This is a genomic window from Massilia haematophila (assembly GCF_042647645.1).
Taxonomy (GTDB): domain Bacteria; phylum Pseudomonadota; class Gammaproteobacteria; order Burkholderiales; family Burkholderiaceae_D; genus Telluria; species Telluria haematophila.
In genome coordinates this window covers 1,950,892-1,973,913 of record NZ_JBHRVV010000001.1, presented here as the reverse complement: position 1 = coordinate 1,973,913, position 23,022 = coordinate 1,950,892, and the positions used below count along the sequence as shown (strand labels likewise).

Genomic DNA, 23,022 nt, shown 5'->3' with positions numbered 1-23,022 from the left:
CACCGCGGTCGCAAACACATACAAGAACAAAAACAAAAACAGCCCGCAAGGCGGGCTGTTTTCAACACGACGACCGAACCGTCTTACATGTTCGGGTAGTTCGGCCCGCCGCCGCCTTCCGGCGTGACCCAGACGATGTTCTGGGTCGGGTCCTTGATGTCGCAGGTCTTGCAGTGCACGCAGTTCTGGGCGTTGATCTGCAGGCGGTCCTGGCCTTCGTCGGTCTTCACGAACTCGTAGACGCCGGCAGGGCAGTAGCGCTGCTCGGGCCCGGCGAACTTGGCCAGGTTGACGTCCACGGGAATCGCCGGGTTCTTCAGCGTCAGGTGTACCGGCTGGTCTTCCGCGTGATTCGTGTTCGAGATGAACACCGACGACAGGCGATCAAAAGTCAGCTTGCCGTCCGGCTTAGGATAGACGATGGGCTGGAACTCGGATGCCGGACGCAGGCACTCGTGGTCGGCATGCTTGTGACGCAGGGTCCAGGGCGCCTTGCCCTTGAACAGGATCTGGTCGATGCCGGTCATGAAGGTGCCCAGGTACAGCCCCTTGCTCATCCACGGCTTGAAGTTGCGCGCCACGTGCAGTTCCTCGTGCAGCCAGGACGCCTTGAAGGCTTCCGGATAGCTCGCCAGTTCGTCGTGCTGGCGGCCGGCTGCCAGGGCGGCAAACGCCGATTCCGCGGCCAGCATGCCGGTCTTGATCGCGCCATGGCTGCCCTTGATGCGCGACACGTTCAGGAAGCCGGCGTCGCAGCCGATCAGGGCGCCGCCCGGGAACACGGTCTTCGGCAGGGATTGCAGGCCGCCGGCCGTGATCGCGCGCGCGCCGTAGGAGATGCGCTTGCCGCCTTCGAAGTAGCCGCGGATCGCCGGGTGCGTTTTATAGCGCTGGAATTCCTCGTACGGCGACAGATACGGGTTCTGGTAAGCCAGGCCGACCACGTAGCCCACGGCCACCAGGTTGTTCTCCAGGTGGTACAGGAAGGAGCCGCCGTAGGTGTCGGAAGGCAGCGGCCAGCCGGCGGTGTGGATCACCAGGCCCGGCTTGTGTTTCGCCGGGTCGATCTCCCAGAGTTCCTTGATGCCGATGCCGTAGGTCTGCGGATCCTTACCGCGGTTCAAATCATATTTCGCGATCAGCTGCTTGCCCAGGTGGCCGCGCGAGCCCTCGGCGAAGAAGGTGTATTTCGCATGCAGCTCCATGCCGAGCTGGAAGTCGGGACCGGGCTCGCCGTCGCGCTTCACGCCCATGTTGCCGGTGGCGACACCTTTGACGGAGCCATCCTCGTTGTACAGCACTTCAGCCGCCGGGAAGCCCGGGAAGATCTCGACGCCCAGGCTTTCGGCCTGCTGGCCCAGCCAGCGCACCACGTTCGCCAGCGAGACGATGTAGTTGCCGTGGTTGGTGAGGGATTTGGGCACCATGAACGAGGGTGTCGCGTAGGACTTGGACTCGGTCAGGAACAGCACCTGGTCTTCGGTCACGGGCGTGTTCAGCGGCGCCCCGAGTTCCTTCCAGTTCGGGAACAGCTCATTGATCGCGATCGGGTCCATGACCGCGCCCGACAGGATGTGGGCGCCCAGTTCGCCGCCTTTTTCGAGCACGCAGACCGAAACGTCCTGGCCTTTCTCGCTGGCGAGCTGCTTCAGGCGGATCGCCGCAGACAAGCCAGCCGGGCCGCCGCCGACGATGACAACGTCGTACTCCATTGCTTCGCGCGGGCCGTATTGTTCGAGGATGTTGTTAGGCTCTGTCATGGTCTTCTGATGGGTTAAAAAAATTTAAGCACGAGTGTGCGGGTTTTTGGGGCCATTTGCAACTTAGCCAGCTATTTTAGAGCCAAATTTAGATGCTGCAATCTAATAGCTGATTCTGTGACATCATTATGCTTAGGTCGTACGTCGCGCAGCACACATCAGCAACCACCAGCACAGGAGCCAACGTGGGCATCGAAGTGAATTATGAGGGGAAGATTGCCATGGTCACCGGCGCCTCGAGCGGCCTCGGCGCACGCTTCGCGAAAGCGCTGGCCGGCGCCGGCGCCCAGGTCGTGCTGGCCTCGCGCCGCATCGAGCGCCTGAAGGAGCTGCGCGCCGAGATCGAGGCCGACGGCGGCGCCGCCCACGTGGTCGCGCTCGACGTCACCGACCTGGCCAGCATCAAGTCGGCGATCGCCCATGCCGAGACCGAGGCCGGCCCGATCGACATCCTGGTCAACAACTCGGGCGTGCAGAGCACCCAGCGCCTGCTCGACGTCACCGAGGACGACTACCAGTACATCATGGACACCAACCTGCGCGGGGCTTTCTTCGTCGCCCAGCAGGCGGCGAAACGCATGATCCAGCGCGCCAAGGGCGATCCGCGCAAGCAGCACCGCATCGTCAACATCGCCTCGGTCGCCGGCCTGCGCGTGCTGCCGCAGATCGGCGTCTACTGCATGAGCAAGGCCGCCGTGGTGCAGATGACCAAGGCAATGGCGGTGGAATGGGGCAAGTACGGCATCAACGTCAATGCCATCTGCCCCGGCTACATCTCGACCGAGATGAACGAGGAATATTTCGAGACCGAGCAGGGCAGGAAGCTGATCGAGCTGCTGCCGCGCAAGCGCCCCGGCAAGCCGGAAGACCTGGACGGCCTGCTGCTCCTGCTCGCGGCCGACGAAGCCCACTTCATCAACGGCGCCATCATCACGGCCGACGACGGCATGACGGCGCAGTAGGATTCGAAGTAAGATTTTTGTAACGAACGTGGCAACACGAGAAACAGGAAGCATGAGCAACAAGAAGCTGGTACACACGATGCGGATGCCGGTCCGCTGGGGCGACATGGACGCGATGGGCCATGTCAACAATACGGTTTATTTCCGCTACATTGAAACGGCGCGCATCGCCTGGCTCGACCAGGTCGGCGCCTTGCCCGACCCGACCGGCACCGGCCCGGTGCTGATCAACGCCCAGTGTTCGTTCCTGAAGCAGCTGAAATACCCGGCCGAGATCGAGGTGACGTCCTGGGTCGGTCCGCCGGGCCGTTCGAGCTTCGAGGTCGCGCACGAGATCCGCCTGGTCGGCGCCGACGGCCAGGCCGGCGCGCTGCATGCGCAAGGCGCCGCGAAGATCGTGTGGGTCGATTTCGCGGCGGAGAAGTCGGTGCCGTTGCCGGACGCGATACGGGCGTTGTTGCCGGCGGACTGAGCACGGCTGGCGGCAGTACTCCTGCTCCAGCGAAGCGCCTGCGGGCGCTTTTTTTTCGCCTAGCCGCAGTACGGCCCCCGTCGCACGACACGCGTGCTAGAGGATTCTCTCGGGCTTTTGTGACAATTCGTGAGTTTTTGTGAGCTTGTACTGTGGCAAGATCGCGCCTTTGTCGCCAGGGAAGGGCGCAGGCCGCGTGTCGCCCGTGGGCCGGCAGTCATCCGCCCTGCATGACAGTGTTGCAAAACAACGCCGCTTTTTGCAGGACTGTTCCTACAAGCAAGGCCGCCGATTATAATTCCGTTCAATAACTGACGGCGCACGCTTGCGCACATGTCTTTCCACTGCCGGTTCGATTATGTCTAAACACGAGGTCGCATTTTCCATCGCCCGGCATGCCGCGTGGGCACCCGGCGTGACCTCGCCCGAGCAATGGGCTGCCTGGGCCGATGCGCCCTGGCCGCTGGCGCGCGGGGAAGAGCCGAAGGTGCCGCGGATGCCGGCGATGCTGCGCCGCCGCGCCGGCTTCCTCGGCCGCATGGCGCTGGAAGTCGCCTACGAATGCCTGGGCCAGGAGACCGACGTTCCGACCGTGTTCTGCTCGCGCCATGGCGAAGTCGGACGCGCCGTCGACCTGTTGGGCGACCTGGCGCGCGCCGAGCCCTTGTCGCCGACCGCCTTCGGCCTGGCCGTGCACAATGCCAGCGCCGGCCTGTTCTCGATCGCGCGCGCCGACCGCGCCAACCACATCGCCCTGGCCGGCGGCCAGGCGAGCATCGAGCATGCGGTGATCGAGGCCTGCGGCCTGCTCGCCGACGGCGCGCCCATGGTGCTGCTTGTGGCCTGCGACGAGCCGCTTCCAAGCCTGCTGTCCCGCTTCGAGGATTGCGACGAACAGCCATGGGCCTTCGCCTGGGCGATGGTCCCGGCCGGCCCCGATGCGGTACGCCTGTCGTGGAGCGCCGGAGAAGGAGCGGCCACCCGCATCCCGGGCGGCCTGGACGTGCTGCGCTTCCAGTTGGCGCAAGGGCAGGGCGCGCCCCTGGTGCGCCACGCCTGCGGCCAGCGCTGGACCTGGAGCCGCGATGCTTGACAAGGCCTGCCTCGGCTGGCGGGTGGTCGCGACCGGCCTGAGTTTCGCGCTGTTCGGCCTCGGCGGCCTGCTGCTGCGGGTGCTGGTGTTCCCGCTGCTGGCGCTGTGCGTGCGCGATATCGACGCCCGCATGCGCGCCGCGCGCGCCGTCATCCGCCTCAGCTTCCGCGCCTTTGTCGGCATCATGCGCCTGCTGGGCGTGCTGCGCTACGAAGTACGCGGCATCGAGAAGCTGGACCGCGAAGGCCAGCTGATCCTCGCCAATCATCCGACCCTGATCGACACCGTGTTCCTGATCGCTTTCGTGCGCAACGCCGACTGCATCGTCAAGGGCGGACTGTCGAGCAATCCCTTCACGCGCGGCCCGGTGCGGGCGGCGCGCTACATCTGCAACGACCGCGGTCCGGAACTGGTCGAGGACTGCATCGCCTCGCTGCACGCCGGCGGCAACCTGATCATCTTCCCGGAGGGCACGCGCACGCCGCGCGACGGCGCCGTGGAGCTCAAGCGCGGCGCGGCCAATATCGCGGTGCGCGGCGCGCGCGCGGTCACGCCGGTACTGATCCGCTGCGAGCCGCCGACCTTGGGCAAGGGCGACAAGTGGTGGCATGTCCCGCCGCGCCAGGCGCGTTTTTGCATCGAGGTCAAGGACGACATCGGGGTCGAGCGCTTCGCGGCGCCCGGCGTCAGCGAGGTGATGGCGGCACGCCGCCTGACCGAATACCTGCAACGTTATTTTATGGAAGAAGGCCAGCAACATGCTTGAACAGGAAGTGAAGGAACTGATCATCGATGTCCTCCAGCTCGAGGACATTGCCCCCGCCGACATCGACAGCGAGGCGCCGCTGTTCGTGGAAGGGCTGGGGCTGGACTCGATCGACGCGCTGGAAATCGGCGTGGCGCTGCAGAAGCGCTACGGCATCACCCTGTCGGCCGAATCGCAGGAGACGCGCCGTCATTTCGCATCGGTGCGCGCGCTGGCAGCGATGATTGAAGCTAACCGCAAGAAGTAGGAGAAGGCCATGGTAGTCATTAACGATATGAACCGCGACCAACTGTTTGTCTGGATCGCCGACCTGCTGGCCGAGATGTTCGAGCTGGACCGCGACGCGCTGACCCCGGCGTCGAACCTGTACGCCGATCTCGACATCGACAGCATCGACGCGGTCGACCTGGCCGTGAAGCTCAAGCAGATGACCGGCAAGCGTCTGCAGCCGGAAGTGTTCAAGACCATCCGCACCATCGACGACGTCGTCAACGCGCTGCTGGGCCTGGCCGAAGAGCAGGCGGCTTAAGTACGTGGCCTGGAATGTCCTGGCGGCCGCGCTGACGCTGCTGTATCCGCTGGCGATCTGGCTCGGCCACGGCAGCATCGAGCCGCGCTGGCTGGCCGGCCTCTTGCTGCTGACCGTGGCCACCCGGCTGCCGGCGCTCAAGCTGAACGCCTCGGCGCGCTGGTCGGCAGCCGGCGCGCTGGCGCTGGTGGCCCTTGCCGTCGCCTCGAACGCGGTGCTGCCGCTCAAGCTCTATCCGGTACTGGTCAACGGCGCGCTGCTGGCGGCCTTCGGCTACAGCCTGGTGTCCGGCCCGTCGATGGTGGAGCGCCTGGCGCGCCTGCGCGAGCCGGAGCTGCCGCCCGCGGCGGTGGCCTATACCCGGCGCGTGACCCAGGCCTGGTGCGCTTTCTTCGTCGTGAACGGCGCCATCGCCCTGGGCACCGCGCTGTTTTCCCCGGAAGCCGTCTGGTCGCTCTACACGGGCGTCGTCTCCTACGTGCTGATGGGTTTGATGTTCGGCGGCGAATACCTGCTGCGCATGCGTTTCAAGCGGCTGCATCATGTCTGAGTTCTTTGCCCGTATCGCCGCGCGCGACCCGCTCGCGCTGGCCGGCTGGCGCGGCGGCGACGCCGTGCGCCACGGCGCCTTGCTGGGCCGCGTGCGCGCCTGGAAAGCGCTCGGGCGCCGCACCGAAGCGACCCAGGTCGCGCTGTTCCATGACGACAGCCTGGAGTTCGCGGCCGCGTTGCTGGGCGCCTGGCTGTCCGGCAAGACCGTGTGGATGACCGCCGACGCCTTGCCGGCCAGCTGCGCCGCATTGGCCGGCGAGGTCGGCGCCTTCTGGGGCAGCTTCCCCGATTCCTGGGCGCCGAGTGCGCCGGCCGACGGCGACGACTGCCGCGCTCCCTGGGACGCCCCGGCGCCGGACTTCCCGGCGATGGTGGTCTACACCTCGGGCAGCACCGGCGCGCCCACGCCGATCCGCAAGCAGCTCGCGCAGCTGCTGGGCGAAGTCGAGGCGCTGGACGCCCAGTTCGGACCCGGGCTGGGCGGGCTTGATGTGCTGGCGACGGTCTCGCACCAGCACATCTACGGCCTGCTGTTCCGCGTCCTGTGGCCCTTGCTCGCCGGACGCGCGATCCACGCCGAGCGCCACGAATTCCCCGAAACCCTGGTCGAGGCGCTGGCCCTGCGTCCCTGCCTGCTGCTGGCCAGCCCGGCGCACCTGAAGCGCCTGCCCGAGCACCTCGACTGGGGCCGCGCACGCGGCCGGCTGCGTGCCGTGTTCTCGTCCGGCGGCATGCTCGAAGCGGGTGCCAGCCTGCACGCGCGCGCGCTGCTCGGCCGCGCGCCGATCGAAGTCTACGGCAGCTCGGAAACCGGCGGCGTCGCCTGGCGCCGGCGCGGGGAAGCCGCCGACGAGGGTTGGACGCCCTTGCCCGGCGTGGCCTGGCGCGTCGATGCCGAGGGCCTGCTCGAGGTGAACTCGGTGCAGGCGGGGCCAGGCTGGCAGCGCCAGTCCGACCGCGTCGAAGCGCTGGACGGCGGGCGCTTCCTGCTGCGCGGCCGCGCCGACCGCATCGTCAAGATCGAGGAAAAGCGGATCTCGCTCGATGCGGTCGAGCAGGCCTTGCTGGCGACCGGCCTGGTGCGCGAGGCGCGGGTGCTGGCCTGTCCCGAGACCGGCACGGCGCGCCAGGCGCTGGCCGCCTTCGTGGTGCCCGCCACCGCCGGCACGGCGCTGCTGGAGGAGGGCGGCAAGAACGCGCTGAACCAGCGCCTGCGCACGCTGCTGGCGCCGAGCCTGGAAGCGGTAGCCCTGCCGCGGCGCTGGCGCTACCTGGACCGTTTGCCGGTGAATGCCCAGGGCAAGACCACCCAGGCCGAGTTGCTGGCCCTGCTCGACGGCGCCGCCGAACGCCCGCGCCATCCGGCGCTGCGCCTGCTGGAACAGGAGCCGGCCCGTGTGCTGCTGGAGCTGACGGTGCCGGCCGAGCTGCTGTATTTCGACGGCCATTTCACGGTCGCGCCGGTGCTGCCGGGCGTGGTCCAGGTCGATTGGGCCATCCATTACGGCCGCCACTACCTGGGCCTCCCGGGCGGCTTCGCCGGCATCAATGCCCTGAAATTCCAGCAGATGATCCGGCCCGGACAGCCGGTGCGGCTCGAACTGGTGCACGACGCCGCCAAGGGCAGCCTGAATTTTCGCTATTTCTCCGAAGCGGGCGCGCATGCGAGCGGCCGCGTACTCCTTGGGACCTGAACCAGCATGTTGAACAAAAAATTTTCGCCGCAGCGCCAGAGTGCGTTCGAAGCCCGCTTCGAGGCGCAGAAGATCGCCTATGGCCCGGTGGTGTTCCAGTGCGTGCGCTACGCCTGGAAGCGCGGCATGCTGCAGGCGATCGCCGACGCCGGCGACACCGGCCTGTCGGTCGAGGAGCTGGCGCAGGGCGGGCGCTGGACCCCTTATGTGCTGAAAGTGGTGCTGGAGACCTGCCTGTCGGCCGGCGTGGTCTACCTGAGCGAAGGCCGCTATGTGCTCGACAAGACGGGGTTCGTGGTCCTGACCGACCCGATCACCCAGGTCAACATCGACTTCAACCACGACGTCTGCTACCAGGCGCTGTTCGACCTGGAACGAACGCTGGACGCGGAAAAGCCGCTGGGCCTGAAAGTGTTCGGCGACTGGCCGACCCTGTACCAGGGCCTGTCGCAGCTGCCGGAGCCGGCGCGCACCAGCTGGCTCGCCTTCGATCACTATTATTCGGACACCTCGTTCCCGGAGATCATGCCGGACGTGTTCGCGACCGCGCCCAAGCGCGTGATGGACATCGGCGCCAACACCGGCAAGTTCACGCTGGCGGCGCTGGCGGCGAATGACGCCGTCAAGCTGCACCTGGTCGACCTGCCGGGCCAGCTCGCCGTGGCCGAGTCCAGGCTGATCGAAGCCGGCCTGCGCGAGCGTGCGCAACTGCACCCGACCGACCTGCTCGATTACGCCAGGCCGCTGCCGGCCGAGATGGACCTGATCTGGATGAGCCAGTTCCTGAGCTGCTTCTCGGAAGAAGCGATCGCCAGCATCTTCCGGCGCGTCGCCGCGGCGCTGGCGCCGCGCGGCCAGGTGCTGGTGATGGACACCTTCTGGGACCGCCAGCGCTACGACATCGCGGCCTACTGCCTGATCAACACCTCGCCGTACTTCAACAACCTCGCCAGCGGCAACAGCAAGGTCTACGAAAGCGGCGACTACATCCGCCTGGCGCAGGAAGCCGGCCTGGAGCTGGTGACCGCGCGCGACGGCATCGGCTACTGCCACTCGCTGCTGCGCTTCGCAAAGGCGGCCTGACGTGTTCGCTCCCTGTGTCGTCATCCCGGTCTATAACCACGAGCACGCGATCGGCAAGGTGCTGGACCAGGTGCTGGCGCACGGCCTGCCCTGCATCCTGGTCGACGACGGCAGCTCGCCCGGCTGCGCCGCCGTGCTCGACGCCCTGGCCGCCGCCCACCCGGGCCGCGTGGTGCTGGAGCGCCACGCCGTCAACCAGGGCAAGGGCGGGGCGGTCCTGAGCGGCTTCGCGCGCGCCGCGCGCGACGGCTACAGCCACGTGCTGCAGGTCGACGCCGACGGCCAGCATGCGGTGGGCGACATCCCGCGCTTCCTCGACGCCGCGCGCGCCCGGCCGCAGGCGGTGGTTGCCGGCTGCCCGCTGTACGACGAGTCGGTGCCGGCGCTGCGCCTGTACGCGCGCTACCTGACCCACGTCTGGGTCTGGATCAACACGCTGTCGCTGGCGATCCGCGACTCGATGTGCGGCTTCCGGGTCTACCCGGTAGCGCCGGTGCTGGCGCTGGCCAGGCGCCGCCGCCTCGGCCTGCGCATGAACTTCGACATCGAGATCCTCGTGCGCCTGTACTGGGACGGCGTCGAGGTGGTGAACCTGCCGACGAAGGTAGGTTACCCGGAAGACGGCATTTCGCACTTCAAGGCCTGGACCGACAACGTCCTGATCACGCGCCTGCACGTGGCGCTGTTCTTCGGCATGCTGCCGCGCATTCCCTCGCTGCTGGTGCGCAAATGGCGCTGAGCCCGGCCAAGGACACGCGCCATTGGGCCGCCATCAACGAAGCGAGCTTCGTGGCCGGCATGCGCCTGCTGTTCTGGGTCTGCCGGGTGTTCGGGCGCTGGCCCTTCCGCGTCGTGCTGTATCCGGTGCTGCTGTGGTACGTGGCGACCCAGGGCCGCGCACGCCGGGTCTCGCAGGACTACCTGCGACGCGTTGGCGCGCCCGCCGGCCTGATGGGCGTACTGCGCCATTTCGGCGCTTTCGCCGACGCCATCCTCGACAAGATGCTGCTCTGGGGCGGCCTGTTCGATTTTTCGCGCGTGAGCGTGCACGGCGCCGAGCCGCTGCTGCAGCGCATCCGCGCGCGCCAGGGCGCGCTGCTGGTCTGCGCCCACCTCGGCAACCTCGACCTGTGCCGCGCGCTGTCACTGCGCACGCCGGGCCTGAAGATCACGGTGCTGGTGCACACCCGCCACGCCCAGGCTTTCAACAACATGCTAGCCAAACTCGACCCGCGCAGCCAGCTCAACCTGATGCAGGTGACCGAGATGACGCCGGCGATGGCGATGGCGCTGTCCGAACGCATCGCCCAGGGCGAGTTCGTCGTCATCGCCGGCGACCGCGTGCCGGTGTCCCACAATCCGCGCGTTGCGCTCGCCCCTTTCCTTGGGCAGAGCGCGGCCTTCCCGGTCGGCCCCTACGTGATGGCCTCGGTGCTCGGCTGCCCGCTGTACACCATGTTCGCCCTGCGCCAGGGCGACAACTACGAACTCCACTTCGAGCGCCTGCGCGAAACGGTCAGCCTGCCGCGCCGCGAGCGCGACGCCGCGCTGGCGGAACTGGCCGGCGACTACGCCGCCCGTCTCGAGCGCCACGTGCGCAGCGCGCCGCTCGAGTGGTTCAACTTCTACGACTTTTGGCATTTGCCCGGATCGGAACGTCCCCATGCAGCTCACTGACCTGAAGACTCCCCAGCGCGCCGTGCGCTTCGACCGCGAGCGCCTGGCGCTGCGCGACATCGTCGACATCGCACGCGGCAGCGCCCGTCCGGAACTCTCCAGCGACCCGGCTTTTCGCGCGGCGATCGCGCGCGGCGCCGACTTCCTCGACCGCCTGCTGCGCGAGGATGGCGCCATCTATGGCGTGACCACCGGCTACGGCGACTCCTGCACCGTGCCGGTCCCGATGTCGCTGGTGCCGGAATTGCCGCACCACCTCTACACCTATCACGGCTGCGGCCTCGGCGCGTATCTGACCCCGGCGCAGACGCGCGCCGTGATGGCCGCGCGCCTGGCCTCGCTGTCGAAAGGCTTTTCCGGCGTCAGCGTCGGCCTGCTCGAGCAGATCGTGCGCCTGTTCGATGCCGGCCTGTTGCCGCTGATCCCGAGCGAAGGTTCGGTCGGCGCCAGCGGCGACCTGACCCCCTTGTCCTACCTCGCGGCCGTGCTGTGCGGCGAGCGCGAGGTGCTGCGCGACGGCGTGCAGGTGCCGGCCGCCCAGGCGCTGCCGGACGCCGGCATCACGCCGCTGCGTCTGCGCCCGAAGGAGGGACTGGCGATCATGAACGGCACCGCCGTCATGACGGGTCTCGCCTGCCTGGCCTGGGACCGCGCCGAGTACCTGACGCGCCTGGTCACGCGCATCACCGCGCTGGCCTCGTTCGCGCTGGACGGCAACGATCACCATTTCGACGAGACCCTGTTCTCGGTCAAGCCGCACGCCGGCATGCAGGGCGTGGCCGCCTGGCTGCGCCAGGACCTGGAATACGCCGGCCAGCGCGAGCGCAACGGCAAGCGCCTGCAGGACCGCTACTCGATCCGCTGCGCGCCGCATGTGATCGGCGTCCTGGCCGACGCACTGCCGTTCTTCCGCGACGCCATCGAGAATGAACTGAACAGCGCCAACGACAACCCGATCATCGATGCCGAAGGCGAACGCGTGCTGCACGGCGGCCACTTCTACGGCGGCCACATCGCCTTTGCGATGGATGGCATGAAGAATGCGGTGGCGAACCTGGCCGACCTGCTGGACCGCCAGATGGCGCTGCTGGTCGACGCCCGCTACAACGGGGGCCTGCCGGCCAACCTGACCGGCATCGAGGGCGAGCGCGCCGCGATCAACCATGGCCTGAAGGCCCTGCAGATCAGCGCCTCGGCCTGGACCGCGGAAGCCCTGAAGCTGACCATGCCGGCCTCGGTCTTCTCGCGCTCGACCGAGTGCCATAACCAGGACAAGGTCAGCATGGGCACGATCGCCGCGCGCGACTGCCTGCGCGTGCTCGAGCTGACCGAGCAGGTTGCGGCAAGCCTGCTGGTCACGGTGCGCCAGGGCGTCTGGCTGCGCCAGCGCGTGGATACGCAGCGCGCGTTGCCGGCGCCGCTGGCGCGCATGATGGCGCTGCTGGGCCAGGATGTGGCGCCGGTGCTGGAAGACCGCCGCCTCGACCGCGAGCTGCAGCTGCTGCTGGGCCGCATCCGCGACCAGGCCTGGAGCCTGTATGCGTAAGGCGAAGAGCCCGAGCCGCTGGTCGGCCGAGGTCGAGATGCAGGTGCAGTTCTTCGACCTGGATCCGATGCAGATCGTCTGGCACGGCAACTACGTCAAGTACCTCGAGGTCGCCCGCTGCGCGCTGCTCGACAGGATCGGCTACAACTACGAGCAGATGAAGGACTCCGGCTACATGTGGCCGATCATCGAGATGAACCTGCGCTATGCCGGTCCCGCCACCTTCGGCCAGCGCCTGCTGCTGCGTGCCGAGATCGTCGAGTGGGAAAACCGCCTGCGCATCGATTACCTGATCCTGGATGCGGACAGCGGCAAGCGCCTGAACCGCGCCACCACCACGCAGGTGGCGGTCGATATCGCCAGCGGCGAGATGTGCTTCGTCTCGCCCCCCATCCTTTTCGAGAAGCTTGGAGTACAGGCACCATGAAACGAATCCTCGCCTTTGTCGTGTTGGCGACCGCCGCCATCGGCGGCGGTGCCAACGCGGCAGCACCTATCACTAAGATCCAGTCCATGCTGGCCAAGCCCGAGCAGCTGTGCGGCCGCTTCGAGCAGACCAAGCGGCTCGCCGGCATGAAGAAGCCATTGGCCTCGAGCGGACGCTTCTGCGTCGTCGCCGGCAAGGGCGTGCTGTGGCGCACGCTGAAACCCTTCCCGAACACACTGCGCCTGAAGCGCGACGAGATCGTCCACCTGCAGGGCGAGCGCGTGTCCATGCGCCTCGATGCCAGCCAGGAGCCGACGGTACGCATGATCAACGGCGTGCTGTTCTCGCTGCTGGCCGGCGACCTGGGCCAGCTCGATTCCCTGTTCGAGGTCGACGGATCGGTCGCGGGCGATTCCTGGAAGGTGACGCTCAAGGCGCGCAGTCCGGCGCTGGCGCGCGCGATCGGCGCCATTTCGCTCGACGGCGGCGCCTACGTGCGCGGCATCCGCATGGTCGAGGAGAGCGGCGACCGCACCGACATCAGCTTCACCGACATCAAGACCGGCCCCGGCGCGGTCTTGCCTGAAGAGGCGGCGCTGCTGTGATGACGCACAAGCGCCTGGCGCTCCTGTGGGCGCTGATCGTCTGCCTGCTGGTCGGGCACAACGCCTGGCTGTGGCTGGGCAAGCGCGTCGTGCCCGATACCGACATCCTGGCGCTGCTGCCGCTGGAAGAGCGCGACGCGGTGCTGCAGGAATCCTTCACCCACATGGTCGACAGCGCCCAGCAGCGCGTGGTGGTGCTGGTCGGCGCGCGCGAGTGGATTGATGCCGGACACGCCGCCGATGCTTTCCGCGCGGTGCTGGCGCCGCATGCCGAACTGATCGCGCTCGACACCGTGGGCGAGGAGGGCCAGGCCAACTGGCTGGCCGGCCTGCAGCCGCACGCCACGCTGCTGCTCGGCGCGGCCCAGGAAAAGCAGCTGCGCGAGGAGCCGGCCGCGTTCTGGACCGGCAATGCGCTGGCGCGCCTGTACAGCGCCTTCTCCGGACCGAAGCTGGGCGCCTTCCGCGACGACCCCTTCGGCCTGTTTGCCGGCTGGGCCCAGGAACGTGCCGGCGAGACCCCGGTGCGTCCGCGCGACGGCCGCCTGTTCGTCGCCGGGGAAGGGCGCCAGTACGTCCTGCTCACCTATACGATGAAACCCTCGGCCTTCTCGCTGGGCGCCCAGCAGCGCGTGGTGCCGCTGCTGGATGAGGCCACCCAGGCCGTGCGCCAGGCCGTGCCCGCGGCCGAGGTGATCAAGGCCGGCGTGGTGCTGCACGCGGCGGCCGCCGGCAGCCAGGCCAGCCGCGAAGTGCATACCATCGGGCTCGGCTCGCTGATCGGCATCGTGCTGCTCACCTGGCTGACCTTCCGCTCGGTGAAACCGATCGGCCTGACCCTGCTGGCGATCGGCGTCGGCTTCCTGGGCGCGCTCTCGGTTTGCTGGCTGCTGTTCGGGCGGATCCACCTGCTGACCCTGGTCTTCGGCGCCAGCCTGATCGGCGTGGCCCAGGACTACGGCATCTATTTCCTCTGCCACCGGCTCGGCGCCGACCGCGGGCTCGATTCGCCGCGCCTGCTGCGCCGCCTGCTGCCCGGCCTGGGCCTGACCCTGCTGGCCGCCGTGATCGGCTACATGGGCCTGGCGCTCACGCCTTTCCCAGGCCTGCGCCACATGGCGGTGTTCTCGGCACTGGGCCTCGTGTTCGCCTGGCTGACCGTGGTGTGCTGGTTCCCGCTGCTGATCAAGGCCGACACCCTGCGCGCCGGCCCGATCGCGCGCCGCTACCGCGTCGTCATAGCGAGGTGGCCGCGCTTCTCGAACGGGCCGCTGACCCTGGTGCTGGCCGCGCTGCTCGGCGTGTTCGTGGCGCTGGGCTGGTCGCGCCTGAAGACCAACGACGACATCCGCTCGCTGCAATCCTCGCCGGCCGCGCTGGTGAGCGACCAGATCAAGCTCGGCAAGCTGCTCGACGCGCCGAGTCCGGTCCAGTACTACCTGGTGCGCGGCGGCTCGCCTGATGAGGTGCTGCAGCGCGAGGAGGCGCTCAAGCGCCGTCTCGATCCGTTGGTCGAGGAAGGCCATATCGCCGGTTACCAGGCGCTGTCGAACTGGGTGCCGTCCGCGCGCGCCCAGGCCGAGCGCCTGGCCCTGGTCGACGCCAAACTGCTGGGCGCGAACGGTCCGCTGGCGGCGCTGGCGCGCGAGATCGGCGAAGACGCCGACTGGGCCGCGCAAACGGCCGCGCACCTGCGCAGCACCGCCGCGCCGATGCGCCTGGAGGCCTTCATGCGCGCCCAGGCCAGCGAGCCCTGGCGCCACCTCTGGCTGGGCAAGGTAGACGGCGTCTACGCCAGCATCGTCGGCCTGCGCGGCATGCAATATGCCTCGATTCCCGTGCTGGGCCGCGCCGCGGAGGGCATGGAGGGCGTGCAGTGGGTCGACAAGGTCGGCGGCATCTCCTCGGTGCTGGGCCGCTACCGCGCCTACATGGGCTGGGTGGTGCTGGCCGCCTACGCGGTCGTGTTCGTGGTGCTGCTGCCGCGCTACCGCGGCCGCACCTGGCGCGTGCTGGCGCCGACCGCGCTGGCCAGCGCCCTGACCCTGGCGCTGCTCGGGTATGTCGGCCAGGGCCTGCAGTTGTTCCACGTGCTGGCGCTGATGCTGCTGCTGGGTGTCGGCGTCGACTACGGCATCTTCATGCAGGAGGAGCACGAGCGCGGCACCGATGCGCCCTGGCTCGCGGTCGGCCTGTCGGCGGCCAGCACCCTGCTCGGGTTCGGCCTGCTGGGCCTGTCCGGCACCCCGGCGCTGCAGGCTTTCGGTCTCACCATGCTGCTCGGCACCGCGCTGGTCTGGCTCGGCGCTCCCTGCTTTACCGTGACCAAGGAGGAACCTCATGTATCGGCTGTCCTGGCTTAAGGCTTTCGTATTGTGTGCCGCCCTGGCAGGCTGCGCGACCAAGGAAACCGGCCCGGCGCGCCTGGGCCTGCGCCTGGCGCCGGCGGCGCTCGGCGAAACCATCAGCGTGCAGCAGCACCTGACGGTGCAGCGCGGCAGTGCAACGAACGACCTCGACGCCGCGCTGGAAGTCGATTCCGCCAAGGTCAACCTGGTCGGGCTGGCGCTCGGCATGCGCGTCCTGAGCCTGCAGTACGACGGCCGTGAACTGACCGAGTGGCGCCACCCGATGCTGCCGAGCCAGGTGCGCGCGGCCGACGTGCTGGAAGACGTGCAGCTGACCCTGTGGCCGGTCGAGGCGATCGCCAAGGCGCTGCCGCCCGGCTGGAAGATCGAAGAGCAGGGCCTGCGCCGCACGCTGCGCCTGGACGGCGAGGTGGTGGCCACCATCACCTACAGCGGGACGCCGCGCTGGCAGGGCACCGCGGTGCTGGACAACCGGCGCTACCAATACCGGCTGACCATCGTGTCGGCCACCGAATGAGGTCCGCAATGCTTTACCTGAACGACTGCGCGCTCGTCTGCGCCCTTGGCGACGAGCGCGAAACGCTGAAGCGCCGCCTGCTGGACGAGGCCGTGTCCGGACTGACCGTGTCGGACGCCTGCTCGCCCGGCCGTCCGCTGCCGTTGGGGCAGGTCGCGAGCGCGCTGCCGGATGTGAGCCACCTGCCGCTGCCGCTGAGGAGCCGCAACAATGCGCTGGCCCTGGCCGCCATGGCGCAGATCCGTCCCGCGGTGGACGCTGCCATCGCGCGCTACGGCGCCGCGCGTGTCGGCGTCATCGTCGGCACCAGCACCTCGGGCGTGGGCGCGACCGAGGCCGCGCTGGCCGCCCACCTGGAAACCGGCGCGCTGCCCGAGGACTTCCACTACGGCCAGCAGGAGATGGGCTCGCCGGCCGCGCTGCTGGCGCGCGAACTCGGCACCCAAGGCCCGGCCTATGTCCATTCGAGCGCCTGCTCATCGAGCGCCAAGGCGCTGGCCAGCGCCGCGCGCCTGATCCGCATGGGCCTGGTCGACGCGGTCGTCGCCGGTGGCGTCGACACCCTGTGCCGCTTCACGGTGGCGGGCTTTTCCGCGCTCGAATCGGTCAGCGCCGTGCGCTGCAATCCGCTCGGCGCCGGCCGCAACGGCATTAACCTGGGCGAGGGCGCCGCGCTGTTCCTGATGAGCCGCGAGCCGGCTGCGGTTGCCCTGTGCGGCTGGGGCGAGTCGTCGGACGGGCACCACATGTCGGCGCCCGATCCGGCCGGCGGCGGGGCGCGCATCGCCATGAGCGAGGCCCTGCGCCGCGCCGGCATCGAAGCGTCCGCCATCGACTACATCAACCTGCACGGCACCGCGACGGTCCAGAACGACGCGATGGAGTCGCGCGCGGTGGCCGAGCTGTTCGGCGAGCGGGTCGCGGTCAGCTCGACCAAGCCCTTGACCGGCCATACCCTGGGCGCGGCCGGGGCGGTGGAGGCGGCGTTCTGCTGGCTGGCGATGCAGGACGATAATCCCGACGGCAAGCTGCCGCCTCACCTGTGGGATGGCGTCCCCGATCCGGCGCTGCCCGCACTGAACGTGGCGGCGCCCGGCGCCCGCCTGGGGCGGCCGATCCGCTACGCGCTCAGCAATTCCTTCGCCTTCGGCGGCTCGAACGCGGCCCTGGTGTTCGGGAGGATGCAGTGAGCCTGCCCGACATCCATTCCCTGGTGCCGCACAGCGGCGCCATGTCGCTGCTCGACACCCTGCTGGCGGTCGATGCCGAGACGCTCACCGCCCAGGTGACGATCCGGCGCGACACCATGTTCCTGGTCGACGGCGCGGTCGGCGCCTGGGTCGGCGTCGAGTACATGGCGCAGGCGGTGGCGGCCCACGCGGGCCATGCGGCGCGCCAGCGCGGCGAACCGGTGCGCGTCGGCTTCCTGCTCGGCAGCCGGCGCTATGCCTGCGCCGTGCCGGCGTTCGCGCTCGGCAGCGTGCTGCACATCCACGTGCAGCGCGCGCTGCAGGGCGAGAACGGCCTGGGCGCCTTCGATTGCCGCATCGATGATGCGAACGGCGGTCTCGAGCTGGCGACCGCCACGATTACCGTGTTCCAACCCGATCATGTTGAAGAGTTTTTGCAACGGAGTTCCGAATGAGTAGTATCGACAAAACTGTGTTGGTGACCGGTTCCTCGCGCGGCATCGGCAAGGCGATCGCGCTGCGCCTGGCGCGCGACGGCTACCAGGTGGTGGTGCATTGCCGCAGCCGCCGTCTTGAGGCGGATGCGGTGGCCGCCGAGATCGAAGCGGCCGGCGGCAAGGCCCGCGTGCTGCAGTTCGACATCGCCGAACGCGAGGCCACGGCCGCCGCGCTGGCGGCCGACATCGAGGCCCACGGCTGCTACTACGGCGTGGTGGCGAATGCCGGCGTCGCGCGCGACACCGCCTTCCCGGCCATGACCGGCGAAGAGTGGGACCAGGTGCTGGGCACCAATCTCGACGGCTTCTTCAATGTGCTCAACCCGCTGGTGATGCCCATGGTCCAGCGCCGCAAGCCCGGCCGCATCGTGACCATGGCCTCGGTGTCCGGCCTGGTCGGCAACCGCGGCCAGGTCAACTACAGCGCGGCCAAGGCCGGCATCATCGGCGCCACCAAGGCGCTGGCGCTGGAACTGGCCAAGCGCAACATCACCGTCAACTGCGTCGCGCCCGGCCTGATCGAGACCGACATGATCGACGAGGTGCCGATGGAAGAAGCGCTGAAGATGATCCCGGCGCGCCGCGTCGGCCGCCCGGAAGAGGTGGCGGCGGCGGTCAGCTACCTGATGTCGGACGACGCCGGCTACGTCACGCGCCAGGTGCTGTCGGTGAACGGAGGCCTGGCATGAACCGCCGCGTCGTCGTCACCGGCATGGCCGGCATCAGCCCGCTCGGCAACGACTGGGCCAGCGTGCGCACCCGCCTCGGCGAATACCGCAACGCCATCGTGCGGATGCAGGACTGGGCCGACTACGAAGGCCTGAACACGCGCCTGGGCGCGCCCGCCGCGCCCTTCGAACTGTCCGAGCGCTACAACCGCAAGGCCACGCGCAGCATGGGACGCGTGGCGCTGCTGGCCACCCGCGCCAGCGAACTGGCGCTGATCGACGCCGGCCTGCTCGAGCATCCGCTGCTCACCAGCGGCCAGATGGGCGTCTCCTTCGGCTCCTCGGCCGGCACCACCAGCGCGATCGGCGACTTCGGCCGCATGATCGAGGAGCGCACCACGCGCGGTATCAACGCCACCACCTACATCAAGATGATGGCGCACACGGCGCCGGTCAACATCGGCGTGTTCTTCGGCCTCACCGGGCGCGTGTTCACGACGTCCTCGGCCTGCACCTCGGGCAGCCAGGGCATCGGCTACGCCTACGAGGCGATCAAGGCTGGCCGCCAGGTGGCGATGATCGCCGGCGGCGCCGAGGAGCTGTGCGCGACCGAGGCGGCGGTGTTCGACACCCTGTTCGCCACCAGCACCCGCAACGACACCCCGGAAGCCACGCCGCGTCCCTTCGACACCGAACGCGACGGCCTGGTGATCGGGGAGGGCGCCGGCAGCCTGATCCTGGAGGAGCGCGAGCACGCCCTGGCGCGCGGCGCCACCATCTACGCCGAGCTGGTGGGCTTCGGCACCAACAGCGACGGCACCCACGTCACCCAGCCCAACGCGGCGACGATGCAGGTGGCGATGCAGCTGGCGCTGCAGGACGCGGGCCTGGCGCCGGATGCGATCGGCTACGTCAACGCCCACGGCACCGCGACCGCCCAGGGCGACCTGGCCGAGACCCAGGCCACGCACGCGGTGTTCGGCAGCCGTATGCCGATCAGCTCGCTGAAGAGCTACATGGGCCATACGCTCGGCGCCTGCGGCGCGCTCGAAGCCTGGTTCAGCATCGAGATGATGCGCGAGGGCTGGTTCGCGCCGACCCTGAACCTGAACGAGGTCGACCCGCAGTGCGGGCAACTGGACTATATCCGGGGCGAAGGACGAAGCCTCGACTGCGAATACGTCATGTCGAACAACTTTGCGTTCGGCGGTATCAACACGTCGTTGATTTTCAAACGATGTTCTTCCACCACTTGAGAAGGGAAACAAGAATGAAAACTACCCGCCGCGCACTGCTGGCAGCCTCGATCGTCGTTGCACTGCCGCTGGTGACGGGCTGCGCCACCAGCATCAAGGCCTCGTCCACCCACAATCCAGCCCCGGCTACCGCCTTCAAGTCCTATGGCCGCATCGACGTCAAGCCGGTGGCCTACAAGGCCGGCTACAACGGCAACCCGGCCGCGCTGGCGAAGATCGGCGCCAACCTGGAGAAGAACCTGGCGCCGTCGCTGCAGCAGTGGAACAGCCGTCCGGCCAACGGCCGCACCCTGACCGTCGAGCCGATCGTCGAAGAGATGTCGTTCAAGAGCACCACCAAGCGCGTGTTCCTGGGGCCGCTGGCCGGCAGCTCGGGCGTGCTGATGCGCGTGACCTTCCGCGACGAGACCGGCAAGGTCGTCGCCACGCCGGAATTCTTCCAGCGTTCCAGCGCCATGAGCGGCGGCTTCACCCTGGGTGTGAACGACAACATGATGCTGACCCGCGTGGCCCAGCTGGCCAGCAACTACATCGTCGCCAACTACGACGCCGCGGTCGGCGGCCCGTCGGGCGCCGACGACAACGCCGTTGCCGCGAACTGAAGTTCCGCCGGCGCGGCCCGGCAGCAGGCGGGGCCGCGCCTTCCCACTATCCTTGAAAGCAAATAACAACATGAAAGAAATTATTCTGAGCATCGCCGTCACCGCAGCCGCCTTCGGCAGCACCCTGCCGGCGCAGGCCCGCGACACCAAGCTGATGCTGCCGCTGGAAGCGGCCATGTCGGCGAACAACGCCAGGGAGCGCCTGGGCGACTCCGTGAAGTTCTACTTCGGCAAGCAGGCGACCCCGAAGGTGCTGCAAAAGCTCTCCACCGACCAGACCAGCCAGAAGACGAATGCCTTCGGCAAGTCGGCCGAGACCGCCTGCAACTGGGCCTTCCTGTCGGCCATGCTGCGCCTGCAGGCACGTGCCCAGGAACTGGGCGCGAACGCCGTCGTGAACATCGTCAGCAACTACAAGAACATCGAGAATTCGAGCGAGACCGAATTCGAATGCCATGAAGGCGCGGTGATGGCCGGCGTCGCGCTCAAGGGCGATTTCGTCAAGATCAAGCAGTGAAGCAGGCCGGCGGCGCGATGGCGAAGCCCGATACGCTCGTGTGGCTGAGCGACACCGCGCTGCTGCCCGCGTCCGCCTGGACGCGCTACGCCGCCTGGCTCGGCGAATCCGAGCGCGCCCGCCTCGCGCGTTTCGTGCGCGCCGAGCGCCGCCGCCAGTTCGTCGCCGGGCGCGCACTGCTGCGCCTGGCGCTGGGCCGGCTGCTCGGCCTGGCCCCCGAAGCCTTGGCGATCGAGGAAAGGCCGGGCAGAGCGCCCGCGCTCGTTTGTCCGGCCGATGCCGGCGTGTCCTTCAGCATCTCGCACAGCGGCTCGTGGGTGGCCTGCGCGGCGAGCACCGCCACCGAAGTCGGCCTCGACATCGAGCGCATCGATCCCGCGCGCGACGTCATGGCGCTGGCCGAACAGAGTTTTTCTCCCCAGGATGTCGAGGCCCTGCGCCTTTGTCCGCCGGAAGAGCGGATGATGATGTTCTACCGCCTGTGGTGCCGGTACGAGGCCCATATCAAGCTGGCGCGCCTGCCCGGCGGCGACTACCCGTTCGCATTCCCCGGCCTGGCCGGCGCGCTGAGCTGTGCCGCGCCGCTTCCCGCCGCGCCGCAGCCCTTGCTGGTGTCCCTCGAAGGCCCCTAGGGGCTATCTGACTGAATTCAGGCGTTTTGGCTCCGCCAGCAGAGTGGGCGGGGGCCGTTTGCGCGTTCAGCTAGCGCATGACAATAGTAGGGTGGGGTTATTGAGGCCCCCAGCCTCAATAACCCCACCCTACGCGTCGCGGCAACAATTGTATTCCCGCTCATCGGCGTTCAGCCAGACACACCCTAGCGCGCCACGCCCACCAGCTTGTGCACCAGCTCCGACGAGGTCGAGGCCGAGAATTTGCGCATCAGCTTGGCCCGGTGCATCTCCACCGTGCGCGGACTGAGATCGGTCTCGCGCGCGATCACCTTGCTCGTTTTCCCTTCCACCAGCAGCGCCGCGATCTCGCGCTCGCGCGGGGTGAGTTCCGCCGTCACCGGGCGTTTCTCGCTCACGTCCTCGAAGGTCCAGACGCCGGCGCCGAGCGGCTCGGCGGCGTTCAGCGCGCGTCCGGTCACATGGCACCAGAACAGTTCGCCGTTGCCGCGGCGCATGATCCGTTCGTCGGAATAGCGGCCACGCGCGTTCATGATCGGCACGATGCGGTCCCCGGTGCGCAGGAATTCGTCCATCGTCGGGTAGAGCACGGCGAAGGACTGGCCGTCGAGCTGGCCGCGCTCATAGCCGAACATGCCGGCGAGCGCCGCATTGCAGGACTGGATCACACGGTTCACCGAAATGCACATGCCGACCGGCGCATGCTGGAAAATCATTTCGTAATCGATGGCGTATGATGGATTCATCTGGTGCAGGCCTGTGAGGGACAGGGAGCGGGGCGGGGTTGCTCCGGCCCGGTATTTCTACGGTATTGTGCTTTCGAGACGCGTATTCTATGCTGGATTCTCTACTCTGCAGTACATAAAAAGCGTTTGCTTAACCTATACAAGGGACGGGTATGAACAAAGTGTATCCTGATGCGAGATCGGCGCTGGCCGGTATCGTCCAAGATGGTCAGACGATCGCCGTCGGCGGCTTCGGCCTGTGCGGCATTCCCGAGGCGCTGATCGAGGCGCTGCGCGATTCGGGCGTCAAGAACCTCACCGCGATTTCGAACAATGCGGGCGTCGACGGCTTCGGCCTCGGCCAGCTGCTCGAAACCCGCCAGATCAGGAAGATGATCGCTTCCTACGTCGGCGAGAACAAGGAGTTCGCACGCCAGTTCCTGGCCGGCGAACTCGAACTCGAATTCACCCCGCAGGGCACGCTGGCCGAGAAGCTGCGCGCCGGCGGCGCCGGCATCCCGGCTTTCTTTACCAAGACCGGCTACGGCACCATCGTCGCCGAAGGCAAGGAAACCCGCGAATTCGACGGCGAGCATTACGTCATGGAACGCGCGCTCTTGCCCGACGTCTCGCTGGTCAAGGCCTGGAAGGCCGACAAGGCCGGCAACCTGGTGTTCCGCAAGACCGCGCGCAACTTCAATCCGAACGTGGCCACCGCAGGCAAGGTCTGCATCGTGGAAGTCGAGGAACTGGTCGAGATCGGCGAGATCGATCCGGACCAGGTGCATACCCCGAGCATTTTCGTGCACCGCATCGTCCACAACCCTTCGCCGGAAAAGCGCATCGAACAGCGCACCGTGCGCACGAACTGATCGGAGACAGA

The 23,022-nt window shown here is 68.0% G+C and carries 26 protein-coding genes; 24 read left to right on the top strand and 2 right to left on the bottom strand.

All coding sequences use genetic code 11. The features are described 5' to 3' along the window. Positions 1-83 precede the first annotated feature (83 nt). Positions 84-1,760, bottom strand: coding sequence for an electron transfer flavoprotein-ubiquinone oxidoreductase (locus ACFOPH_RS08810; protein WP_379734808.1), 1,677 nt, complete (start codon positions 1,758-1,760; stop codon positions 84-86). Positions 1,761-1,945: 185 nt separating this feature from the next. On the opposite strand from ACFOPH_RS08810, the gene ACFOPH_RS08805 reads away from it, so the two are divergent. The 23 genes from ACFOPH_RS08805 to ACFOPH_RS08695 all read left to right on the top strand — a co-directional run bounded on the left by ACFOPH_RS08805 (position 1,946) and on the right by ACFOPH_RS08695 (position 21,414). Then, on the top strand, positions 1,946-2,722 hold the full coding sequence (locus tag ACFOPH_RS08805) for an SDR family oxidoreductase (protein ID WP_312550213.1): 777 nt from the start codon (positions 1,946-1,948) through the stop codon (positions 2,720-2,722). A gap of 52 nt (positions 2,723-2,774) precedes the next feature. Next, positions 2,775-3,194: an acyl-CoA thioesterase gene (locus ACFOPH_RS08800; RefSeq protein ID WP_379734806.1), complete on the top strand. Its 420-nt coding sequence runs from the start codon at positions 2,775-2,777 to the stop codon at positions 3,192-3,194. 358 nt (positions 3,195-3,552) lie between these two features. Further along, entirely contained in the window at positions 3,553-4,287 is a 735-nt protein-coding gene (locus tag ACFOPH_RS08795) for a beta-ketoacyl synthase chain length factor (RefSeq protein ID WP_379734804.1), read from the top strand. Next, the gene (locus ACFOPH_RS08790) at positions 4,280-5,053 is read left to right on the top strand and encodes a lysophospholipid acyltransferase family protein (RefSeq protein ID WP_312550216.1); all 774 of its coding nucleotides are present in this window, start codon (positions 4,280-4,282) and stop codon (positions 5,051-5,053) included. Before ACFOPH_RS08795 ends, ACFOPH_RS08790 begins: the two co-directional genes overlap by 8 nt. Beyond that, positions 5,046-5,300, top strand: coding sequence for a phosphopantetheine-binding protein (locus tag ACFOPH_RS08785; RefSeq protein ID WP_229436664.1), 255 nt, complete (start codon positions 5,046-5,048; stop codon positions 5,298-5,300). The genes ACFOPH_RS08790 and ACFOPH_RS08785 overlap by 8 nt, the downstream gene beginning before the upstream one ends. 9 nt (positions 5,301-5,309) lie before the next feature. Next, positions 5,310-5,582, top strand: coding sequence for an acyl carrier protein (locus tag ACFOPH_RS08780; RefSeq protein ID WP_312550217.1), 273 nt, complete (start codon positions 5,310-5,312; stop codon positions 5,580-5,582). Between the two features lie 4 nt (positions 5,583-5,586). Next, entirely contained in the window at positions 5,587-6,132 is a 546-nt protein-coding gene (locus ACFOPH_RS08775) for a COG4648 family protein (protein WP_379734801.1), read from the top strand. Continuing rightward, on the top strand, positions 6,125-7,828 hold the full coding sequence (locus ACFOPH_RS08770) for an AMP-binding protein (RefSeq protein WP_379734799.1): 1,704 nt from the start codon (positions 6,125-6,127) through the stop codon (positions 7,826-7,828). Before ACFOPH_RS08775 ends, ACFOPH_RS08770 begins: the two co-directional genes overlap by 8 nt. A 6-nt stretch (positions 7,829-7,834) precedes the next feature. Further along, on the top strand, positions 7,835-8,911 hold the full coding sequence (locus ACFOPH_RS08765) for an SAM-dependent methyltransferase (protein ID WP_312554194.1): 1,077 nt from the start codon (positions 7,835-7,837) through the stop codon (positions 8,909-8,911). A 1-nt stretch (position 8,912) separates the two neighbouring features. Further along, positions 8,913-9,650, top strand: coding sequence for a glycosyltransferase family 2 protein (locus ACFOPH_RS08760; RefSeq protein WP_379734797.1), 738 nt, complete (start codon positions 8,913-8,915; stop codon positions 9,648-9,650). Continuing rightward, on the top strand, positions 9,641-10,588 hold the full coding sequence (locus ACFOPH_RS08755) for an LpxL/LpxP family acyltransferase (protein ID WP_379734795.1): 948 nt from the start codon (positions 9,641-9,643) through the stop codon (positions 10,586-10,588). Before ACFOPH_RS08760 ends, ACFOPH_RS08755 begins: the two co-directional genes overlap by 10 nt. Further along, on the top strand, positions 10,575-12,134 hold the full coding sequence (locus ACFOPH_RS08750; RefSeq protein ID WP_312551409.1) for an HAL/PAL/TAL family ammonia-lyase: 1,560 nt from the start codon (positions 10,575-10,577) through the stop codon (positions 12,132-12,134). Before ACFOPH_RS08755 ends, ACFOPH_RS08750 begins: the two co-directional genes overlap by 14 nt. Continuing rightward, positions 12,127-12,561, top strand: a complete 435-nt coding sequence (locus ACFOPH_RS08745) for an acyl-CoA thioesterase (RefSeq protein WP_312551410.1) — start codon at positions 12,127-12,129, stop codon at positions 12,559-12,561. Before ACFOPH_RS08750 ends, ACFOPH_RS08745 begins: the two co-directional genes overlap by 8 nt. Further along, positions 12,558-13,166: an outer membrane lipoprotein carrier protein LolA gene (locus tag ACFOPH_RS08740; RefSeq protein ID WP_379734793.1), complete on the top strand. Its 609-nt coding sequence runs from the start codon at positions 12,558-12,560 to the stop codon at positions 13,164-13,166. The genes ACFOPH_RS08745 and ACFOPH_RS08740 overlap by 4 nt, the downstream gene beginning before the upstream one ends. Further along, a complete protein-coding gene (locus ACFOPH_RS08735) occupies positions 13,166-15,529 on the top strand; it encodes an MMPL family transporter (protein WP_379734791.1) in 2,364 nt (787 codons plus the stop codon). Before ACFOPH_RS08740 ends, ACFOPH_RS08735 begins: the two co-directional genes overlap by 1 nt. Beyond that, positions 15,507-16,052 carry a DUF3261 domain-containing protein gene (locus ACFOPH_RS08730; protein ID WP_312551416.1) on the top strand — a complete coding sequence of 182 codons (546 nt, stop codon included), beginning with the start codon at positions 15,507-15,509 and terminating at the stop codon, positions 16,050-16,052. The genes ACFOPH_RS08735 and ACFOPH_RS08730 overlap by 23 nt, the downstream gene beginning before the upstream one ends. Before the next feature lie 8 nt (positions 16,053-16,060). Then, the gene (locus tag ACFOPH_RS08725) at positions 16,061-17,242 is read left to right on the top strand and encodes a beta-ketoacyl-ACP synthase (RefSeq protein ID WP_312551418.1); all 1,182 of its coding nucleotides are present in this window, start codon (positions 16,061-16,063) and stop codon (positions 17,240-17,242) included. After that, a complete protein-coding gene (locus ACFOPH_RS08720) occupies positions 17,239-17,697 on the top strand; it encodes an ApeP family dehydratase (protein WP_312551420.1) in 459 nt (152 codons plus the stop codon). The genes ACFOPH_RS08725 and ACFOPH_RS08720 overlap by 4 nt, the downstream gene beginning before the upstream one ends. Next, entirely contained in the window at positions 17,694-18,428 is a 735-nt protein-coding gene (gene fabG / locus ACFOPH_RS08715) for a 3-oxoacyl-ACP reductase FabG (protein ID WP_312551421.1), read from the top strand. Before ACFOPH_RS08720 ends, fabG begins: the two co-directional genes overlap by 4 nt. Continuing rightward, a complete protein-coding gene (locus ACFOPH_RS08710) occupies positions 18,425-19,663 on the top strand; it encodes a beta-ketoacyl-ACP synthase (protein ID WP_312551422.1) in 1,239 nt (412 codons plus the stop codon). Before fabG ends, ACFOPH_RS08710 begins: the two co-directional genes overlap by 4 nt. Before the next feature lie 14 nt (positions 19,664-19,677). Further along, entirely contained in the window at positions 19,678-20,265 is a 588-nt protein-coding gene (locus ACFOPH_RS08705; protein WP_312551423.1) for a hypothetical protein, read from the top strand. Positions 20,266-20,335: 70 nt separating this feature from the next. Further along, positions 20,336-20,782: an excinuclease ATPase subunit gene (locus tag ACFOPH_RS08700; protein WP_312551424.1), complete on the top strand. Its 447-nt coding sequence runs from the start codon at positions 20,336-20,338 to the stop codon at positions 20,780-20,782. After that, positions 20,779-21,414 (top strand): 4'-phosphopantetheinyl transferase family protein, encoded by a 636-nt coding sequence (locus tag ACFOPH_RS08695; protein ID WP_312551425.1) that lies wholly within the window; start codon positions 20,779-20,781, stop codon positions 21,412-21,414. The genes ACFOPH_RS08700 and ACFOPH_RS08695 overlap by 4 nt, the downstream gene beginning before the upstream one ends. Before the next feature lie 185 nt (positions 21,415-21,599). Here the strand turns inward: ACFOPH_RS08695 and ACFOPH_RS08690 are convergent, their stop codons facing one another. Then, on the bottom strand, positions 21,600-22,160 hold the full coding sequence (locus ACFOPH_RS08690) for a PAS and helix-turn-helix domain-containing protein (protein ID WP_312551427.1): 561 nt from the start codon (positions 22,158-22,160) through the stop codon (positions 21,600-21,602). A 152-nt stretch (positions 22,161-22,312) separates the two neighbouring features. Here ACFOPH_RS08690 and ACFOPH_RS08685 point away from each other — a divergent pair, with 152 nt between their 5' ends. Continuing rightward, on the top strand, positions 22,313-23,011 hold the full coding sequence (locus ACFOPH_RS08685) for a CoA transferase subunit A (protein ID WP_312551429.1): 699 nt from the start codon (positions 22,313-22,315) through the stop codon (positions 23,009-23,011). Positions 23,012-23,022 lie beyond the last annotated feature (11 nt).

What these genes read in the sequence shown, in the direction of transcription:
- ACFOPH_RS08810 (WP_379734808.1), bottom strand. Translation starts at nt 1,760, where the DNA reads ATGACAGAGCCTAACAACATCCTCGAACAATACGGCCCGCGCGAAGCA.
- ACFOPH_RS08800 (WP_379734806.1), top strand. Translation starts at nt 2,775, where the DNA reads ATGAGCAACAAGAAGCTGGTACACACGATGCGGATGCCGGTCCGCTGG.
- ACFOPH_RS08795 (WP_379734804.1), top strand. Translation starts at nt 3,553, where the DNA reads ATGTCTAAACACGAGGTCGCATTTTCCATCGCCCGGCATGCCGCGTGG.
- ACFOPH_RS08790 (WP_312550216.1), top strand. Translation starts at nt 4,280, where the DNA reads ATGCTTGACAAGGCCTGCCTCGGCTGGCGGGTGGTCGCGACCGGCCTG.
- ACFOPH_RS08785 (WP_229436664.1), top strand. Translation starts at nt 5,046, where the DNA reads ATGCTTGAACAGGAAGTGAAGGAACTGATCATCGATGTCCTCCAGCTC.
- ACFOPH_RS08780 (WP_312550217.1), top strand. Translation starts at nt 5,310, where the DNA reads ATGGTAGTCATTAACGATATGAACCGCGACCAACTGTTTGTCTGGATC.
- ACFOPH_RS08770 (WP_379734799.1), top strand. Translation starts at nt 6,125, where the DNA reads ATGTCTGAGTTCTTTGCCCGTATCGCCGCGCGCGACCCGCTCGCGCTG.
- ACFOPH_RS08765 (WP_312554194.1), top strand. Translation starts at nt 7,835, where the DNA reads ATGTTGAACAAAAAATTTTCGCCGCAGCGCCAGAGTGCGTTCGAAGCC.
- ACFOPH_RS08755 (WP_379734795.1), top strand. Translation starts at nt 9,641, where the DNA reads ATGGCGCTGAGCCCGGCCAAGGACACGCGCCATTGGGCCGCCATCAAC.
- ACFOPH_RS08750 (WP_312551409.1), top strand. Translation starts at nt 10,575, where the DNA reads ATGCAGCTCACTGACCTGAAGACTCCCCAGCGCGCCGTGCGCTTCGAC.
- ACFOPH_RS08745 (WP_312551410.1), top strand. Translation starts at nt 12,127, where the DNA reads ATGCGTAAGGCGAAGAGCCCGAGCCGCTGGTCGGCCGAGGTCGAGATG.
- ACFOPH_RS08740 (WP_379734793.1), top strand. Translation starts at nt 12,558, where the DNA reads ATGAAACGAATCCTCGCCTTTGTCGTGTTGGCGACCGCCGCCATCGGC.
- ACFOPH_RS08735 (WP_379734791.1), top strand. Translation starts at nt 13,166, where the DNA reads ATGACGCACAAGCGCCTGGCGCTCCTGTGGGCGCTGATCGTCTGCCTG.
- ACFOPH_RS08730 (WP_312551416.1), top strand. Translation starts at nt 15,507, where the DNA reads ATGTATCGGCTGTCCTGGCTTAAGGCTTTCGTATTGTGTGCCGCCCTG.
- ACFOPH_RS08725 (WP_312551418.1), top strand. Translation starts at nt 16,061, where the DNA reads ATGCTTTACCTGAACGACTGCGCGCTCGTCTGCGCCCTTGGCGACGAG.
- fabG (WP_312551421.1), top strand. Translation starts at nt 17,694, where the DNA reads ATGAGTAGTATCGACAAAACTGTGTTGGTGACCGGTTCCTCGCGCGGC.
- ACFOPH_RS08710 (WP_312551422.1), top strand. Translation starts at nt 18,425, where the DNA reads ATGAACCGCCGCGTCGTCGTCACCGGCATGGCCGGCATCAGCCCGCTC.
- ACFOPH_RS08705 (WP_312551423.1), top strand. Translation starts at nt 19,678, where the DNA reads ATGAAAACTACCCGCCGCGCACTGCTGGCAGCCTCGATCGTCGTTGCA.
- ACFOPH_RS08700 (WP_312551424.1), top strand. Translation starts at nt 20,336, where the DNA reads ATGAAAGAAATTATTCTGAGCATCGCCGTCACCGCAGCCGCCTTCGGC.
- ACFOPH_RS08690 (WP_312551427.1), bottom strand. Translation starts at nt 22,160, where the DNA reads ATGAATCCATCATACGCCATCGATTACGAAATGATTTTCCAGCATGCG.
- ACFOPH_RS08685 (WP_312551429.1), top strand. Translation starts at nt 22,313, where the DNA reads ATGAACAAAGTGTATCCTGATGCGAGATCGGCGCTGGCCGGTATCGTC.